Genomic DNA, 16,597 nt, shown 5'->3' with positions numbered 1-16,597 from the left:
GGTGTCAGTCAGATCCATCCGACTCGGCATTGGTGTTTGCTTTTTTACCCAACAAGCTGCTGGAAACGAAAAGTAAGGCACCGAGGACAATTGCAATATCAGCCAGGTTGAAGGCCGGCCAATGCCAGTCTCGCCAATAGAAATCAAAGGAATCCACAACATAGCCGCGAAAGACCCGGTCAATCAGGTTGCCCATGGCGCCACCGAGGATAAGACTGTAAGCGATGGCTTCTCCTTTATGACGATTTTCAAGGATCAGCTTGATCAGAAAAATCGAGACCACTACCGCGATTCCGATAAAAAAGTAGCGCTGCCAGCCTCCACCATTCGCAAAAAGACTGAATGCGGCACCGGTGTTCCATAGGTGCACCCAGTTAAAGAACGGGGTCACCGAAACATACTCGCCATAGGCCATTGATTGCTGCACCAGCCACTTTACAGCCTGATCAGACGCTGCCAGCAGGCCCGATATGGACAATAGGGCATACGGCGAGAGCTTTTTGCCAATAATGAGCATTATTTAACCCTTCAACGCCAAAATGCGTCTGGCACCGTTAAGTACAATGCCCCCCGCGATGGTGCCGATAATCAGATCCGGATAATTGGAACCGGTCCACGCGACCAGGGCGCCGGCGGTGATGACCCCCAGGTTGATCACCACGTCGTTGGCCGAGAATATCCAGCTTGCCTTCATGTGCGCCCCGCCTTCCCGATGTTTGGATATGAGCAGCAGACAACTGGTATTGGCAATCAATGCGACGAATGCGATAGCCATCATCACCAGCGATTCAGGCTCACTACCGAATACAAAGCGTCTCACCACCTCTACGAGCACGCCCACAGCCAAGATCAGTTGCAGTACACCAGCAAGATGCGCGGCACGTACCTGCATTTTCACGCTATGTCCAACCGCATAAAGGGCAAGCCCGTACACCGCCGCATCGGCAAAATTGTCCAGGGATTCTCCAATCAGGCCGGTGGACCGGGCGATCAGACCGGCAGTCATTTCCACCACGAACAGAAGTGCATTGATGCCGAGCAACCAGCGCAGGGTCCCGGATTCTTGCTTAGCAGAAGCTGCCGAAAACTCGGCGGCCTTGATGGTCTCCGGATTTGCAGCGACGGTTTCCTGAAGCGAGGCGCCTAGCCCCAAGGTCTTCAGTTTCGAGGTGACGGGCTCGACCTCGCCGTCATGCACGACCTTCAGCCGGCGGTTCGACAAGTCGAAGGACAGCGCCCGAATCTCCTCAAAGCCGTTCAGGGCTAGGCGAATCATTCGTTCTTCTGATGGACAGTCCATCTTCGGCACGGCATAAACACTGACCCATCTCCCTGGCGCCTCGGAGGAGGCCTGTATATCGGTATCCGCTGCGGACGTTGCATCACCGCCACAGGCGCCACCACAGGATTTGCTCATGATACGACTCCACTTGAACAATGTTGTGGTACCATTTAAAACTATAAAGCTACTATAAGGTCAATAGAGTAAAGAATCCGTTGGGGAGGAGGCTGATGCGCATTGGTCAGTTGGCGCAGTTGGTAGGGGTCGAAACACAGACGATCCGCTTCTATGAACAGCAGGGCTTGTTGCCGCCGCCTGATCGGCAGGACAACGGTTACCGTGTCTATACCGAGAAGCATGGTGAGGGGCTGGCCTTCATCCGTCGCTGCAGAATCCTGGGCCTGTCACTGGCTGAGATTCACGAACTACAGAGCTATCAGGACGACCCTCATCAGCCTTGTACCGCCGTCAACACCTTGCTCGATGATCACATCTCTCATGTGCGGTCGCAGATAACCGCTCTGCAAGCGCTTGAGAAACAACTCGTTTCACTGAGAGCGAGTTGCAACGATGACCGGGAAGTTGAGGCGTGTGGGGTTCTTGCTGGAATTAGCGAAGGAAACATGCACCAGCAGTAGGTGAAGCATCAACCAGATAATCCGATGAGATGCCGGTCTGTCTCACTCTCATGCAAAGGTAAGATCAACCATTTAATCCGCTTACCCTATTAAAAAAGGCTACCGCTCTCTTGATGTCGGACTCCCTGAGCAATTCTCGATAATCGAGCGACTTGAAGAGAGCTACGCGATGCAGCACTTGTGTCAGGTGTTTGGGGTGCATCGCAGTAGCTACCGGGCTTGGCGTAGTCGGGATAGAAGATCTTGTGAGACTGAACAGAAGCTGCTGGATCAGGTTGTCGAGGCGCATACCGTCAGTAACGGCGCTGCCGGCGCTCGCAGTATTGCAAAAATGGTCACGCAGGCAGGAATACAGTTGAGTCGTTATCGGGCCAGCAGGCGGATGAAGCAGCTGGGGCTGATGAGTTCGCAGCCGCCGAGGTACCGAGAGCAGCACGCCCTTGGGGCGCCCTGTAGTACCGGAGGAGTAGAGCAGCAAGCCGGCATCCTCAAGGCTTTGCGCGGAAGGCTCCACTATTCTCCCCCTCCGCAGCCGGCGTTAGCCCTCGGACCACATCCACCAGGCAAGAAATACTCTGCAGGGCCTCGGCATACAGCTGCGCCAGGTCAGCGTCGGCCAGCACCAGGGCGGGCGCGCCATGTCCCAACACGTAGGCCTGCTCCTCAATCGACAGGCGCCAGTTAAGCGGCATGTAGATCAGCCCGAGTTGCTGGGCCGCCAGCAAGGCGACCAGCGCATCCAGGTGTGAACGGGTCAGCACAGCCAAACGCTCCCCCTGTCTCTTATACACCCCCCCCCCCCCCTGCGGCACTCCCTCTGCCCGCAACCGCGCAGCTAACTGGTCAGCAAGCTCGCGCAACTCAGCGAAGCACCATTGGCGCGAGCCATCGGCACAGGCAATCGCCTGTGGTCGAGCGGCGCAGTGCCGCGCCAATTGTTCAACAATATGTCCTCTCATCAGGCCCTCTGCACTTACGCTAGTGAGCTGTGTTGTTCATTGTTATCGGAGTAGTGCAATACCTTGAGCAACGCCTGGCGCTGCGCCACCTGCACGCCACTCAGCACAAAGCCGCGCAAGGCGCCCTGCGAATCACGAAATTCACCTTGCAGATCAACGCCAGTCCCCTGCCAATGCCACTCTCCGACTACAGCCGGTGGCGGCAGTACAACCATGGGGCAAACGGGTGTTTTGACGATGATGGGCATGGGTGGGTAACTCATTGCTGTGGGCTGGCCGGTCAGCGTGGCCGCCAACGCACGGGCCGCGCTCATCAGCGGTATCACGTAGGGCTGCCACAGCCCTTGCACCTCGGCGCAGTCGCCCAGGGCGTAGATATCCGGCTCGCTGGTGGCCAATTGCGCATCGGTACAGATGCCGCGCCCGCAGCGAAGGCCGGCAGTCCGCGCCAATCCCGTGCGTGGCGTCAGTCCTACAGCGCCAAGCACCAGATCGACTTCCGTCGTCTGACCATCGCTAAGGCTGGCTTGCAGCCTCCCCTGACTCGGCGCCAGCGACGCTACCCGGCGCCCCATATGAAAATGCGCGCCGGCCTGGGTCAGCGCAGTGGCCAGCGCCTGCCCGGCTCGCTCGGGCACTAAAGCGGCCAGCGGCGAGGCGAGCGGATCAACCAGCTCAACCTGTTTACCGGCAGCCAGCAGGTCGTTAGCAAACTCGCAACCGATCAGCCCGGCCCCCATGATCAATACCCGCTCAGCCACCTCAAGCTGCTCGCGAAACGGGCGGTAGTCGGTCAGCGAGTTGACCGACAGCACTCCGGGCAGGTCGATTCCGGGTATCGCCAGCGTCGTCGCTTCGGCGCCGACCGCTAACACCAACGCGCGATAGTCGAGCCGCTGGCCCTCACACACCAACTGATGCTGAGTCGGCTCAATGGACACCAACCGGCTAAAGGGCAGGATGCGCATATTCAATTGCGCCGCCATGCTGTCGCAGTCAGCACTGACCAGCGCATCGGCGCTTGTACCCTTGGCGAGCGCATTGGATAGCAATGGCTTTGAATAGAAGGCACCATCGTCCTCCGTCAGCATCACCAACGGCGTACTGCTGTCGCGCTTGCGCAGCTCGCGCGCAACCGTATAGCCAGCCAGGCCACTGCCAACAATCACGATAGGCGCGCTCACGACAGCTCCACCATTTCGAACTCGTCCTTACCGACGCCGCAATCGGGGCACATCCAGTCAGGCGGTACATCTTCCCAGGCGGTACCCGGGGCGATACCGTCCTGCGGCCAGCCCAGAGCCTCGTCGTAAATGAGGCCGCAGACCACGCATTGCCACTTTTTCATCGTCTAACCCTCCGCCGCCTCAGGCCAGCCGCGCGATGACGCCGTCATCAAGCGCCATCAAGCGTGCGTACTGTTCGTGAAACCAGGTCAGCGCAGATTCGAAGCGGCCAAAGTGAATCTCGTCGACCACTCCGCTGGCCATGTTGGCCTGAATGGTTTCGCCCAGCACCCAGTCTTCCATCAGAATCTTGTGAACCAGGTTGTGGTTGGTCTCGTGGATGGTCAGCTCCTGCTCTGACCACTGCTCGGCGCCCGATTGCGGAGGATCTACCAGCAGCACTTCTTCAATGCGGGTCTCACCAGCTGACAGCGGTACCATGCGAATCAGCGAGATGTTGTCCGGCTGGGCCAGTAACAAAACCGCCGGCGTCAGCGTAAAAATGATGTTGGCCATCTTGCGCATGTCCCACGCCTGCTCCGGCAGCTCGGCGGCCTCCAGCATCGGCTTTTTCGGCAGAATCATGCGCATCTGCAAATCGCCCCAGCTTTCCCAAGTCGAGATGTTGCCAAGGAAGAACGGCGCCAGCGTGTTCTTGTGGGCCACATTGAAGTGATAGGCCTCAATGCCACCTTCCAGCAGGATCTTCCAGTTGGCCTTGATCACATAGCTGCGGCGCTTGTAGACCCGTTGGGCAGCAAGCTTGAGGTAGTCAAAGCCGGACGCCATTTCCGACGCCAGCAGATCCTCGGGCACTTCGGCATTGCGGTCCGGGTGGAAGAACACCATGCCGCCCAGCTCCCGACAGTGAAACTCGACCAGCCCGAGCTTCTGCTGGTCCAGATCAGCAAAGCCGCGCTCAAAATCCGGCGCTCCGGCTAGGTTGCCCCGGGTGTCGTAGGTCCAGGCGTGATAGGGGCAGACAAAGCGCTTGCGACAACCGCTTTCACCGGTTGCTACCAGCCGGGCATTGCGATGTCGGCAGGCGTTGGCAAACACCCGAACCTGCTGATCCTCACCCCGCACCAGCAACAGCGGTACACCCTTGACCCACTCCACACTGAGGTAGTCGCCGGGGTTGGGTATTTCGGCGCCAGCCGCAAGCGCAATAGGCTGGCGCTGAAACAGCATATCGTTCTCGCGCTCAAACCAGGCAGCGGAGATGTAGCGGTCAGTGGCGTGGGTCTGAGTCGATTCGTGGTACTGCGTCTCACCACGCGCCTTCAGCTCCAGCGCCTGCTTGATCAGTCGAATTTCCGTCTGGCGATCCATGGTCAGGTCCTCATCAGGTAGCCCTCCTGCGGCGCGGCCGCGGCGGGTCTTGGCGGTTGATGGGGCTAACTTTATCAATACTTAATCAACGCCAAATGACCATAAAAGACCACTTATCAACTTTTTAAGACATAATGGCTATTGCACCGCCAACCAACACCACCGGACAAACCCATGCCGCAGCCACCTACAGTCTCCACCGCACAACGCGCCATTGAGGTTGCCTACCTGATTCCCGAGCGGTTCTGGAGCAGCACAATCATCAGCATGGCTGAGGTTTTCCAGGGCATGCAGCTGAGCGCAGGGCTGTTTAAAAACAGCGCCTGGCGTGGCTTTGGCGAGACGTTCCTGCGCTGCACGCCAGAGCCGGTAAGCGGCTTCTCCGGCCTGCGTTTTGATACCCAGTACTTTGCCGACGTGGGCGAGCGCCAATTCGATGTGGTGGTACTGCCATCAGTCTGGGGGCTGTCAATGGACAATCTGGAGCGCACCCGCCCGGCACTGCAGTGGCTGAAACAACAGCACAGCGGCGGAGCGACTGTGGTAGGGCTGGTGACAGGTGTCTTTCATCTGGCCGAGGCCGGCCTGCTGGACGGTCGAGAGGCGACCATTCACTGGGCGTCGGAGAACATCTTCCGACAGCGCTACCCCAAGGTTCGCGTTAGCCCCCGCCTGCAGATGGTCGAGGCGGATCGCATCATCACCACCGCGACCACACCGGCGACCTTCGATGCGACCCTGCTGCTGATCCAGCGCTTTCTCGGCGACCGCTCAGCCGAGTTTGCCTCTCACTACTTCACCATCCGCGACAAGGACGCACCGCTGCCGGTATTTCTCGAGCCCAGCTGCAACGACACCCTGGTGGACGCCGCCCGCGACTACATGCGCCTGCATCTGACCGACGCGCTGACCCTGCCGCTACTGGCCCACCAGCTCAGTGTGACGCCCCGCACCCTGTCCCGGCGCTTTCTAGCCGCCACCGGCATGACGCCTATCCACTACCTGCAGCGTCATCGGCTGAACAATGCGCGGCGCCTGCTGGGCGCCACTGACCTGCAGATCCAGCAGGTAGCCGAGCAAAGCGGTTTTTCCTCGGCCACGGTGTTTTGCCGTAACTTCAGTAAAGCCTTTGGCCAAAGCCCGGGCGCCTACCGCCGCTCCCTGCCCAGCGCGAAATAACCAACGGCGTTTTCAGCGATTCATCGTAAGCGTTCGGGCATCACCGCTTGCGAGTGATGCCCGAACGCTTACGACTGATCGATATCCTGAATTACTCTTGACCGTATCAGCCTCCACTCCAGGAACCCGACGCCTGTGTCATCGCCTCGCCGTATCACTCTCAAGGAGCTAGCCACACAACTCGGCGTCTCCACTGCCAGTGTCTCCAACGCCTTCAACCGCCCCGACCAGCTCTCGCCAGCATTGCGTGAGCGGATTCTCGAGGAGGCCAAACGCCTTGGTTACCGTGGCCCGGACGCCAAGGCGCGCAGTCTACGCACGGGGCACTCACGGATCATCGCCGTAGTACTTGCGGAGACACTGACCTACAGTCTCAAGGATGCGGTCGCCAGCGAGCTGCTGTCGGGCATCGCAGAAGTGCTCGACGCCCATGGCCATACCCTACTGCTGCTCTCGGGTCGCCAAGATGCCTCACAGGTACCAGGATCTTCCAGCATTGCCGATGGTTTCATTGTCTACGGGCTGATGGCCAGCATGGCGCTGGAGGAGGAACTCCAGAGTGCGGGTCACAAGCCCATCGTGGCAGTCGACTTCGATCTGGGCGATCAACCCGCCATCCACGTGGATAATGAGCCCGCTAGCTACGCCATCGCGCAACATGCCCTGAAGACACCCACCAGTCGCATCGGCATCGTCAACCTGCGCCTGACCGAAACACCCTGCAATGGACGTATCACCAGTGCCCACGCACTGCTACCGACGGGTCAGACAATCACCCGCTCGCGTCTGGCAGGTTTTCATCGTGCGCTGGCTGAGCAGGATATCTCCCCCGATTCTGTGGCGATGTGGAACATCGAGGAAAACACCTACGAGGTCTGCGCACCGGTGCTGGCAGAGATTCTGGATCTTCCGGCCAGTGAACGGCCAGACCTCCTGCTATGCATGTCCGACCGTATCGCGTTGACCGCCGTGACCCTGGCCGAACAACGCGGCATCCGGATTCCCGAAGACCTGCGTATCACCGGCTTTGATGGTATCGAGGAAGGTCAATATCGCTCACCACGCCTGACCACGGTCCAGCAGGACAGTACCGAGAAAGGCCGCCTTGCCGCGCGAATGATTCTGGGGCTGGAACCCGCCTCGACTCGCCTGCTGACGACTCGGCTCATCAAGGGTGAAACCTGTCCGTGAGGAAGGAGCCATTGGCAGTCCTAAGATGTACAGCGCACCAGGCAGTCCTCTGATAGTCGCCTATATCAAGACTCCCAAGACAACAACCAATCCGCAAAACGACTGACTTTGGGGTCATGCTGCCCTGAGGGCACAACTACGTAATAACCACCGCACCTCAAGGGTGAGGGGCTTGCGATCACCAAGCGCCCCTCAGCAAGTTCTGGTGTCACGAAATAGCGCGGTAATATGGCTATCCCAAGCCCATGCAAAGCCGCTTCAAGAACAAACTGAAAATGCTCCAACCGCTGCCCTGGTAATGCATTGCACTCTCTGATCGATAGCCCCGCTGCTTCCAACCACAACTGAGTGGAAGACTTCATCAAAGGTGAATGCGCCACATGATGGAGAATCGGGTAACGCAGAATATCCTGCCGCTCAATGACAGGACCTTTTTCAGTCAGCAAGTCCGGTGTACACACAGCAAGTAGCTCACTGGACATGAGAAAACGTGCATCAAATCCTGGCCATTCACCCTCCCCAAAAAGGATGCCAACATCATAGCCTTCATGACTGTCATAAAGCCGGCGCAGATCATTCATGATCTCGAGCTCAATCTCGGGATTGAGTACTGCATATGACTTGAGTTTGGGCAATAACCAGCGAGAGGTAAACGAAGGTTCAGCTCCGATACGCAGATGGCCAACGTGACTGGTGCGGACATGATGAGTCGCTGTTTCAAGACTCTCCAACAACGGCGCTATCTCGTGCACATAGGCTTGCCCCAACTCATTGAGCGTAAGCCGCTGTCGAGAACGCGTTACCAGCGGGCAGCCCAGAAACTCCTCCAGATTCTTGATCTGGCGACTTACGGCACTCTGAGTGAGATTCAACTCTTCGGCGGCTCTTGTGACGCTGGAAAAGCGTGCGAAAGCGACGATGCACCGAAGAGATATCATGCTGGGGAGCTGTCGTTGCATGGCAGGTCATGACTTTTTGGAATGAACTTCTGGAGAATAAATCGATATCCGCTCTCTCACAAGCAACCTAGGATGCATACAAGGCCAGCCTGCCACAGGATGAGCACGCCCTTATCCCGTGTCCTGAGCCACACCACTGTCCCATGCCTTCCCGTCCGAGAGTGCGCCACATGCCAAAACCCGCGATTGAAGAAACCTTGAGAGTCGACCTGGCCGCCGCCTATCGCCTGCTGGAGCGAAATGGCTGGAGCGATCAAGTCTTCACTCATATATCCGTACGCCTGCCAGGCGAGACACCGGCTTTCCTGATCAATGCCTATGGCTTGCTACCAGAGGAGATTACCGCCTCCAATCTGGTCACTATTGGCATTGATGGCCAGAAACTGAACATTGATGATCCTGAGGTAAATCCTGCAGGCTTCACGATTCACAGTGCCATCCACATGCATCGTCATGATGCTGTATGCGTCATGCATACTCATACCTTGGCTGGCATGGCAGTCGCGGCATTGGAAGAGGGGCTTCTTCCTCTTAATCAAACCAACATGGCCTTTTACAATCGCGTGGCCTACTACAACTACGAAGGTATTCCACTCGATCTTGAAGTCCGTAATCGCATCGTGGCAGCACTTGGTGATCGGCAGTGTGCCATTCTGCGCAATCATGGATTACTGACCACTGGTCGCAGCGTTGCTGAGGCTTACTTCAACATGTTCTATCTGAACAAGGCTTGCGAGATTCAACTTGAAGCAATGAAAGCAGGCCGCCCACTCATAATGCCTTCTGCACAGGAATGTGAATACACCGCCCAGCAGTTTGAGAACCCACGCTACCACGCAGAGAGCGTAGATTTGACCTGGGCCGCAGAACTACGGCGCCTGGATAGAGAAGCGCCCGACTTTCGTCACTAGAACGGCACACCATTTCCGGATGAGCTTGGCAGAATTACTCTCGCTGGATACATCCACCCTGGCACGAGCTGCCTGCACGATGGCATCGTAAAAGCAACGATTGATGATTCATGAAAACCATCAACTCGTCATTACAACTATAAAAAAGGTACGCGTCCCATGACCGACCGCCCGACTCCCGTCGCCTCAGAAGTCCCTCAATCTCGCTATAGCACGAAACAGCTGCTCAAATGCTTGATCCCCACGCTTCTCGGCGTTTTGCTTTTCTTTACGCCGATCAGTGTTGATGGTCGGATGACGATCATGATCGCGTTCGTCATCGACTACATAAATGATGTACTCAAACCCCTCATGGTGACAGCAACAGCCGCGGTCGCCATCATTCCTAGTCTGATGACCCTGGCCGTCACCTTCAGTCCATTACGCCACCGCAAGGGGCGTTTGATCACGCTATTCAATCCCGGCATGGGCTGGACCATCGTACGCGTCATCGGCGCCTTGTTGATGACGATGGTCTATTTTGAGGTAGGACCTGAGTGGGTATGGAGTCGCAATACCGGCGGCGTAATGCTCTATGATGTTGGCCCAGTCGTCCTGGCCATCTACTTCCTGTCAGCACTGCTATTACCTCTGCTGACTGACTACGGACTGATGGAGTTCGCCGGCACCTTGTGCAGCCGCATGTTCGAGCGTCTCTTCGGCCTGCCGGGGAGAGCAGCGGTGGACTGCCTCGCCTCTTGGCTGTCAGCCTCCAGCGTGGGCATCATCCTTACGACTCAGCAGTACCGTCAGGGGTTTTACAACAGTCGTGAGGCGTGCACGATCGCGACCAACTTCTCGATCGTCTCGATTGCGTATTCTTACTTGCTGCTAAAGCTGATCGGCCTCGAGGAGATGTTCATTCAATGGTACATCGCCGTTGCCATCACCGGCGTCCTGTGCGCCATCATTGTGCCCAAGCTGCCACCGCTTCGTAACAAATTGCCGGTCTACCATCCCGCAGTCGGCAAGCAGCTCAAGACAGACCGTCGTCCTGGAGAAGGTGTACTGGCCCTTGGTCTACGCCGCGCCGTCGAACGTGCCGAGAAAGCCAACTCTCCCACAGAACAGCTCAAGCAAGGGCTTCAGATCAGCGCAGATGTGGCCTTCTCCATCTATCCGGCCATGATGTTGGTGGGATGTGTCGGATTGGCGCTGATCGAGTTCACCCAGTTATTCCAGGTGCTATCACTGCCATTGGTGCCCTATCTGGAGTTGTTGCGTCTTCCGGAGGCTGCTCAGGCAGCGCCCGCGCTACTCGCCGGAATTGTTGACAGCATCATGCCTTCCATTCTAGGTGCTGGAATCGAAAGCGAAGTGACACGCTTCGTGATGGCGGGTGTCGCTGTCACTCAAATCATCTTCTTTACCGAAGCTGCCATCATCCTGGTCAGAGCTGACATTGGGCTCACATTACGTGACCTGGTCATGATCTATGCCCTGCGAGTGATGATCTCGCTACCTATCCTCGCCCTGCTGGGCCATTGGATGATCGGCTGATGAACGGGCGTGTATCCCATCGTGATGCACGCCCGTGCCTCGCTCTTCTCTCGTGCTGTGCCTCCCCCTTTCGATTATGAGTTCATGATAATGATTACCTCCAGCACTCTGACGACACCTTCTTTTGTAGCGGCCTCTTCACCGGCAGAAACTGCCGATATCGTATTGATCAATGCCAACATCCATACCGTGGACGACAATACTCCCCGGGCGAAAGCCGTCGCGATTCGCAGCGGTCGCTTCATGGCCGTCGGTAATGAAGATGATGTGACGCCCTTCATTGGAGACCACACCAAGGTCATCGATCTTGAAGGTCGATTCGTGATGCCCGGTCTTTATGACATGCATACTCACCCCGACCTGGCATTGGCGCCCGGCTATGCCGACTATCTGAATATCGGTTTTGAGGATCCCACCCCGGAGGAGGTCAAGCAGGCAATACTCGACTACGCCGACAGTCATCCGGGCGATGGCTGGATCTACGGCCAATATTTCGTGCGCTATACCTTCAAGCAGGCTGGGTTGGTCGCTGATCGTGACTGGCTGGACAGCTTCATGCCTGATCGCCCTGTGGCCATTCTTGATCGCTCATGGGGCTGCATGATGGTCAACTCGCGCGCACTGGCGCTGGCAAACATTACCGCTGAGACCCAGGACCCACGTCATGGCTATATCGAGCGAGACTCCATTACCCATGAACCTTCCGGCATTCTGGTCGATGGTGCCTACGCCATCATCCACGCTACCATGCCACCAACACCGCAGCATGCGCTGACACGTGCCTATCGAGAGGGGCTGCATTTCCAGAGTGGACATGGCGTGGTGGGCACCAAGTACGTGCACGTCTGCGAACACCGCCTGAATGCACTTCGCAGTCTCGATCAAGATGGCAAGCTATCCGTCCGAGTAGAAGCAGCCATCAGCTGGCAGGATGATATCTTCCCGGTCAAACGGCGCTGGGAGCTACTGGCAGGAGAGCGTCATTACTATCGAAGCAATCGCCTGAATGCCAATGCGGTGAAGTTTCACTTCGATGGCACCCATGAATCACGTTCGTCCTATCTATCAACTCCCTGGCCAGGCGAGAAGAACTGGAGAGGACACCTGAATCTCACGCCAGAGCATATCGTCGACATGGTAGTCGACATGGATCGCAAAGGGGTTCGTGTCATCGCGCACTGCACCGGTGATGGAGCTTCCGATATCTTCCTGGATGCCGTCGCTCAAGCAAGAGCACGAAATGGCAATAATGGCGTGCGTCATCAATGCGCCCATAGCACAACGCTACTGGACACCAACCTTGTACGCTTCAAAGCACTGGATGTTACTGCCGAATTCTCGCCCGTGGGGTGGTTCCCCTCCTCCTTCGCGAATGCTCGCGCTGTTTTCGGCGAAGAACGCATGCAGCGTGCCTACAACTTCAAGGGCGTCATAGAGGCCGGCGGCAATGCCGTGATGGGGACAGACTGGCCAGTCTCCAGCCTGAACCCGTGGATCGGGTTCGAAGCCATGATTACCCGTCAAAACCCCTTCGGTGAAGAAGAAGGTCAGTTCTTTGGTCACCCCATCTCTCTAGAGCAAGCCATCCGTGTCATGACGATCAACGGCGCATGGTGCATGGGAATCGAACAACACGCGGGATCAATATCAGTCGGCAAGTCGGCTGACCTCATCGTGCTGGACCGTGACCTCTTCGATATCGCCATCAAGGGAAATCTGCATGCCACACAAGTGGAGCTGACTCTGCTGGAAGGAGAAGTGACATGGGATCGTCTGGGAGCCTTCACGGATACCGATATGGCTGCTACCTGGCAGGAACCACTGCCCGCCTTCTGACACCCGACTTCCTGACCACGAGCCAAGCGAAGCGGCTTGACTCAATAATGAGAAGAAACTCCCATGACACAACAACACAGCATTCCCGTCACGCTGGTCGCAGGCTTTCTCGGTGCGGGCAAAACGACGCTGCTCAATCACCTGCTCAACAGTGACCACGGTCGCCGCATGGCCGTGATGGTAAATGACTTCGGGGCTATCAACATTGATTCACAGTTGATCGTCAGCCAGACCCAGACCACCGTCAGTCTGGCGAATGGATGTATCTGCTGCACGGTGGAGGGTGACTTGATCGCGCAACTTTCCACGCTGTTGGCAGACCCACAGAAACGCCCCGAGCATCTGGTCATCGAAGCTAGCGGTGTCTCGAATCCTGTCAAGATCGCCAACACCTTGCGCTATCCTCAGTTTCGTCAGTCGCTCCATATCGATGGCATTCTGACTGTAGTCGATGCTGCTCAATTTGATGATCTGGATAGTGATATGACACGGCTTGCCACCGAGCAGCTAGATGCTGCTGATATCATCATACTCAACAAAACTGACCTACTAACACCAGATCAACACACTTCACTCAAGGCACGTTGGCTATATCCGAACGCGCGCGTGATAGAAAGTGAATATGGTGTAGTCCCACTGGAGCTGTTACTCGGTGTGGAAAGAAAGGTGACTGCTGAACCAGTCAGCCCTGATAGCGGTAACTCCCCAGCATCCACGATGGCGTTTGGAACGTTCAGGGCAGTCCCACTCCATCACGATAATCTATTCGATACATGGAGCTGGCAAAGCGATATCCCACTGAACCTGAAGGCTCTTCGCAAGGTGATGGCTAACCTCCCCGCCACTATTTACCGTGCCAAGGGCATTTGTCATGTCGCGGAAGCTCACGACCAGAAATGTATTCTTCATCTTGTAGGGGCACGTTGCGAGATCACACCTACAGAACCATGGAATGGACAAACGCCAGGCACTCAACTGATTGTGATTGGAAAGCGCGGCACTATGGATGCCAATAATTTGAGAATGCTCCTTGAGGCATGCCATGACGAAGTAGAGACGAAAGCAGCCATCCACTGATGCATTCAACAAAATAAAGTCAGAGGCTCTTCTGATAGGTGAACTCCTGATGGGCGCCTTGCAGAAAAGGTGTATAGCCAAGGCGCTCTCCCCGGCTGCCTACAGCCCTACCACTGCCGAATCGTGGCAGGTATCATCCCCAGCCCGTTCATCGCAGCCGAGGGAGGTTTCCATGCCGATCCTGCACAGCATCATTCACCGTATCGACAAGGGCAATAGCGAGACGCCGGCTCAGCTGGTGCCTGCCGCCACCGCCCTGCCGGCATCCGATGCACTGGAGGATCTGGTGTCCGGGCTCAATGATGCCTACCACGGCAAGACCAAGAACTGGGGCCGTTTCAATGAAGACGCACCTGCCGCCTTCCCTGCCGAGCTGGCGTCTTTCCTCGCAGGTGAAACCGATTTCGCGAGCCTGACCCAGACGCTTGCCGGTCGACTCATGCCGTTGATCGATGACAATCTCCCAACAGGCGGCCATCTGCTGGTGGTGGATCACCAGCAGGGCGAGACGCGCCACCTGTTCATGGCGTTGCTGCACCATCGTGACGGCTTCGCGATCGACGAGTCCCTCGCGGTAACCCCCGCCCGACAGCTCAACATGACCCAGATGTCGCTGGCCGCACGACTGGATATCAGTCAGTGGCAAGGTAGCTCGACCTCTCACCCCTATCTATCCTGGGCGCGTGATCGCGGACGCACCAAGCTCGCCGAGGCTTTCGCCGAAACACTGGGCGCACAGGAGCAGCGGGATGCCGGCCAGGAAACCCGCACCCTGCTCAAGGCGTTCAGCGACTATGTCGAGAAGGAAGACATGGCCGAGGAAGCCAGCCGCGAAAAGACCGATACCCTAGTCGATTATGCCACCGACCAGGCCAAGCTCGGCGAGCCGATCACTCTGGATCAGCTGTCTGAGCTGATCGATGAAGAGCATCCGCAGGCCTTCTACGACCACATTCGCAACAGTGACTACGGACTGTCACCGGAAATCCCGCCGGACAAGAAGACGCTCAACCAGTTCAAGCGCTTCACCGGACGCGCCGCGGGCGTCTCGATCAGCTTTGACTCGCACCTGCTGGGCGACTCGGTGGAATACGATGAAGCAAGTGACCGTCTGATCATCAAACAGGTTCCGACAGGGCTGCGCGATCAGCTCAAGCAACGCTGAAGCCTCTGATCAGACAACCTCGCCTGATGTATATCCGTCAGACACACGAAGGCCAGGCAGATGCCTGGCCTTCGTGTGTCTGACAAGAAACCGTGTGCTCCGGCCTTTACAGTCCTTCGAGAATCTCATTCATCTGGGCACGCACACTCTGCAAGCCATTGCCGGAGAGATACCAAAGCCCCGGGGATAGCACGGTGACACCAATGTCCGCCCCGCCAGCATCGGCCAGCGCGGCCTCAAGCGCGTCAGCATCCATCGGGGTCTGGCCAATGGCAGCACTGCGATCAACCACATACAGAGCATCCGGCGCCATCTCGGCAATATTCGCTGGCGTCAGCGGGTAGAAAGTACGCGCACCACGGCTGACCGGCTCCACGGAGTTAGGCAGCGCCGGCTGATCGATCTGCAGCAGCTCAGTGACAATCGGCTCCTGGCGCAGAACATAACTACCGTCGTTATGGATCACAACCAACGCGTCAAGATCTTCCGCCAGCCCTTCACGCGCCGTCGCGATATCCGACTCGAGCGCTGCCAGCTTCTCACGTGCCTTTTCCTCAGCATGATACGGGGACGCCAAGCTCAGTACCTTGTCGCTCAGTGCTTCGAAGTAGTCACCTTCCTTGAGAGTGACATCTCGCGTTTCCGCCACAGCCTTGAGCGCCTCAAGTGATCCGGACTGACGACCGGTGACCAGAATCAGGTCCGGCTCCAGGCCCGCGATCGCCTCGACATCAGGCTCCTTGAGCCCGCCGATATCTGCCCGACCTTTGACCAGGTGTGACACATAGGCGGGCGCAGACTGATGTGGTACCCCGACGAGGTGCTCGGCCAAGCCCAGCTCATCCAGCGTATCGGCAGCGCCCCAGTCCAAACTCACGACGGAAGGGCCATGCTCTCCCCCGGCGACTTCGTGTGCCTGGGCACCAATAGGTAAAGCAGCCAACAACACAGTAGAGACAGACAAGGTGAGCCCAGCGACGTTCATCGACATTCCCTTTATTGAATAATAATTAATATCATTTATGTTTGCGATCCTAGCACGGCTATTTCCTCAAAATCATGCAACTGTGCGTTGCACAACCCGCAATTTACGGACGACTCCATGCCACCACCGAGGGTTGCGCAGAACGCAACTCTGACAGCAAAGAAACATACCTAAACTAAAAAATACGAATGTTTATCATTTGTTTTCGTAAACACGAGAAAAAGATCGACACTGATGCGATGACGCCTGTCGCATTCCCTACCCGAAGTCGACGTCAACAGAGCACTCAGTGGCCCACAGCCCTAAAAAACCTCGTGG

At 57.0% G+C, this 16,597-nt stretch carries 16 protein-coding genes and 2 pseudogenes; 9 read left to right on the top strand and 9 right to left on the bottom strand.

The annotated features are described in order from the left end of the window. Window positions 1-4: 4 nt before the first annotated feature. Together FLM52_07020 and FLM52_07015 are read right to left on the bottom strand one after the other, a co-directional pair. Entirely contained in the window at window positions 5-517 is a 513-nt protein-coding gene (locus tag FLM52_07020; GenBank protein NVN55538.1) for a signal peptidase II, read from the bottom strand. A 3-nt stretch (window positions 518-520) separates the two neighbouring features. After that, entirely contained in the window at window positions 521-1,417 is an 897-nt protein-coding gene (locus FLM52_07015; GenBank protein NVN55537.1) for a cation transporter, read from the bottom strand. A gap of 95 nt (window positions 1,418-1,512) precedes the next feature. On the opposite strand from FLM52_07015, the gene cadR reads away from it, so the two are divergent. Together cadR and FLM52_07005 are read left to right on the top strand one after the other, a co-directional pair. After that, the gene (gene cadR / locus FLM52_07010) at window positions 1,513-1,920 is read left to right on the top strand and encodes a Cd(II)/Pb(II)-responsive transcriptional regulator (GenBank protein ID NVN55536.1); all 408 of its coding nucleotides are present in this window, start codon (window positions 1,513-1,515) and stop codon (window positions 1,918-1,920) included. A 169-nt stretch (window positions 1,921-2,089) separates the two neighbouring features. Beyond that, window positions 2,090-2,344, top strand: a pseudogene (locus tag FLM52_07005) (IS3 family transposase). Here FLM52_07005 and FLM52_07000 read toward each other — a convergent pair. The 5 genes and pseudogenes from FLM52_07000 to FLM52_06980 all read right to left on the bottom strand — a co-directional run bounded on the left by FLM52_07000 (window position 2,345) and on the right by FLM52_06980 (window position 5,437). Then, a pseudogene (locus tag FLM52_07000) lies at window positions 2,345-2,452 on the bottom strand (AMP-binding protein). After that, entirely contained in the window at window positions 2,409-2,879 is a 471-nt protein-coding gene (locus FLM52_06995; protein ID NVN55535.1) for an AMP-binding protein, read from the bottom strand. The pseudogene FLM52_07000 and the gene FLM52_06995 overlap by 44 nt, the downstream one beginning before the upstream one ends. Window positions 2,880-2,893: 14 nt before the next feature. Further along, window positions 2,894-4,063, bottom strand: a complete 1,170-nt coding sequence (locus FLM52_06990; GenBank protein ID NVN55534.1) for an FAD-dependent oxidoreductase — start codon at window positions 4,061-4,063, stop codon at window positions 2,894-2,896. Then, window positions 4,060-4,227: a rubredoxin gene (locus tag FLM52_06985; GenBank protein NVN55533.1), complete on the bottom strand. Its 168-nt coding sequence runs from the start codon at window positions 4,225-4,227 to the stop codon at window positions 4,060-4,062. The genes FLM52_06990 and FLM52_06985 overlap by 4 nt, the downstream gene beginning before the upstream one ends. Before the next feature lie 19 nt (window positions 4,228-4,246). Next, on the bottom strand, window positions 4,247-5,437 hold the full coding sequence (locus FLM52_06980) for a Rieske 2Fe-2S domain-containing protein (protein ID NVN55532.1): 1,191 nt from the start codon (window positions 5,435-5,437) through the stop codon (window positions 4,247-4,249). Window positions 5,438-5,611: 174 nt separating this feature from the next. On the opposite strand from FLM52_06980, the gene FLM52_06975 reads away from it, so the two are divergent. Next, on the top strand, window positions 5,612-6,616 hold the full coding sequence (locus tag FLM52_06975) for a helix-turn-helix domain-containing protein (protein ID NVN55531.1): 1,005 nt from the start codon (window positions 5,612-5,614) through the stop codon (window positions 6,614-6,616). 153 nt (window positions 6,617-6,769) lie between these two features. Further along, on the top strand, window positions 6,770-7,807 hold the full coding sequence (locus tag FLM52_06970) for a LacI family DNA-binding transcriptional regulator (GenBank protein NVN55530.1): 1,038 nt from the start codon (window positions 6,770-6,772) through the stop codon (window positions 7,805-7,807). A 65-nt stretch (window positions 7,808-7,872) separates the two neighbouring features. Here FLM52_06970 and FLM52_06965 read toward each other — a convergent pair whose 3' ends face one another. After that, on the bottom strand, window positions 7,873-8,745 hold the full coding sequence (locus FLM52_06965) for a LysR family transcriptional regulator (protein NVN55529.1): 873 nt from the start codon (window positions 8,743-8,745) through the stop codon (window positions 7,873-7,875). Window positions 8,746-8,936: 191 nt separating this feature from the next. On the opposite strand from FLM52_06965, the gene FLM52_06960 reads away from it, so the two are divergent. The 5 genes from FLM52_06960 (at window position 8,937) to FLM52_06940 (ending at window position 15,294) form a co-directional block, all read left to right on the top strand. Continuing rightward, window positions 8,937-9,677, top strand: a complete 741-nt coding sequence (locus tag FLM52_06960) for a class II aldolase/adducin family protein (protein ID NVN55528.1) — start codon at window positions 8,937-8,939, stop codon at window positions 9,675-9,677. 159 nt (window positions 9,678-9,836) lie between these two features. Further along, complete coding sequence (locus FLM52_06955) at window positions 9,837-11,216, top strand: YjiH family protein (GenBank protein NVN55527.1); 1,380 nt, start codon at window positions 9,837-9,839, stop codon at window positions 11,214-11,216. Between the two features lie 108 nt (window positions 11,217-11,324). Then, window positions 11,325-13,052, top strand: coding sequence for an amidohydrolase (locus FLM52_06950; protein ID NVN55526.1), 1,728 nt, complete (start codon window positions 11,325-11,327; stop codon window positions 13,050-13,052). Window positions 13,053-13,115: 63 nt separating this feature from the next. Further along, window positions 13,116-14,129: a GTP-binding protein gene (locus FLM52_06945; GenBank protein ID NVN55525.1), complete on the top strand. Its 1,014-nt coding sequence runs from the start codon at window positions 13,116-13,118 to the stop codon at window positions 14,127-14,129. Between the two features lie 172 nt (window positions 14,130-14,301). Further along, complete coding sequence (locus tag FLM52_06940) at window positions 14,302-15,294, top strand: nucleoid-associated protein YejK (protein NVN55524.1); 993 nt, start codon at window positions 14,302-14,304, stop codon at window positions 15,292-15,294. A gap of 106 nt (window positions 15,295-15,400) precedes the next feature. On the opposite strand, the gene FLM52_06935 is transcribed toward FLM52_06940, so the two are convergent. Then, complete coding sequence (locus FLM52_06935; GenBank protein ID NVN55523.1) at window positions 15,401-16,285, bottom strand: ABC transporter substrate-binding protein; 885 nt, start codon at window positions 16,283-16,285, stop codon at window positions 15,401-15,403. Window positions 16,286-16,597: the final 312 nt, after the last annotated feature.

It is taken from the genome of bacterium Scap17 (assembly GCA_013376735.1).
Classification (GTDB): Bacteria; Pseudomonadota; Gammaproteobacteria; order Pseudomonadales; family Halomonadaceae; genus Cobetia.
The sequence above is the reverse complement of the archived record's forward strand: the minus strand, read 5'-3'. Positions and strand labels throughout refer to the sequence as shown.

Bases quoted from the DNA above. Each gene is read 5' to 3' on its own strand.
- FLM52_07020 (NVN55538.1), bottom strand. From the start codon at position 517: ATGCTCATTATTGGCAAAAAGCTCTCGCCGTATGCCCTATTGTCCATA.
- FLM52_07015 (NVN55537.1), bottom strand. From the start codon at position 1,417: ATGAGCAAATCCTGTGGTGGCGCCTGTGGCGGTGATGCAACGTCCGCA.
- cadR (NVN55536.1), top strand. From the start codon at position 1,513: ATGCGCATTGGTCAGTTGGCGCAGTTGGTAGGGGTCGAAACACAGACG.
- FLM52_06995 (NVN55535.1), bottom strand. From the start codon at position 2,879: ATGAGAGGACATATTGTTGAACAATTGGCGCGGCACTGCGCCGCTCGA.
- FLM52_06985 (NVN55533.1), bottom strand. From the start codon at position 4,227: ATGAAAAAGTGGCAATGCGTGGTCTGCGGCCTCATTTACGACGAGGCT.
- FLM52_06980 (NVN55532.1), bottom strand. From the start codon at position 5,437: ATGGATCGCCAGACGGAAATTCGACTGATCAAGCAGGCGCTGGAGCTG.
- FLM52_06975 (NVN55531.1), top strand. From the start codon at position 5,612: ATGCCGCAGCCACCTACAGTCTCCACCGCACAACGCGCCATTGAGGTT.
- FLM52_06965 (NVN55529.1), bottom strand. From the start codon at position 8,745: ATGATATCTCTTCGGTGCATCGTCGCTTTCGCACGCTTTTCCAGCGTC.
- FLM52_06960 (NVN55528.1), top strand. From the start codon at position 8,937: ATGCCAAAACCCGCGATTGAAGAAACCTTGAGAGTCGACCTGGCCGCC.
- FLM52_06955 (NVN55527.1), top strand. From the start codon at position 9,837: ATGACCGACCGCCCGACTCCCGTCGCCTCAGAAGTCCCTCAATCTCGC.
- FLM52_06945 (NVN55525.1), top strand. From the start codon at position 13,116: ATGACACAACAACACAGCATTCCCGTCACGCTGGTCGCAGGCTTTCTC.
- FLM52_06940 (NVN55524.1), top strand. From the start codon at position 14,302: ATGCCGATCCTGCACAGCATCATTCACCGTATCGACAAGGGCAATAGC.
- FLM52_06935 (NVN55523.1), bottom strand. From the start codon at position 16,285: ATGTCGATGAACGTCGCTGGGCTCACCTTGTCTGTCTCTACTGTGTTG.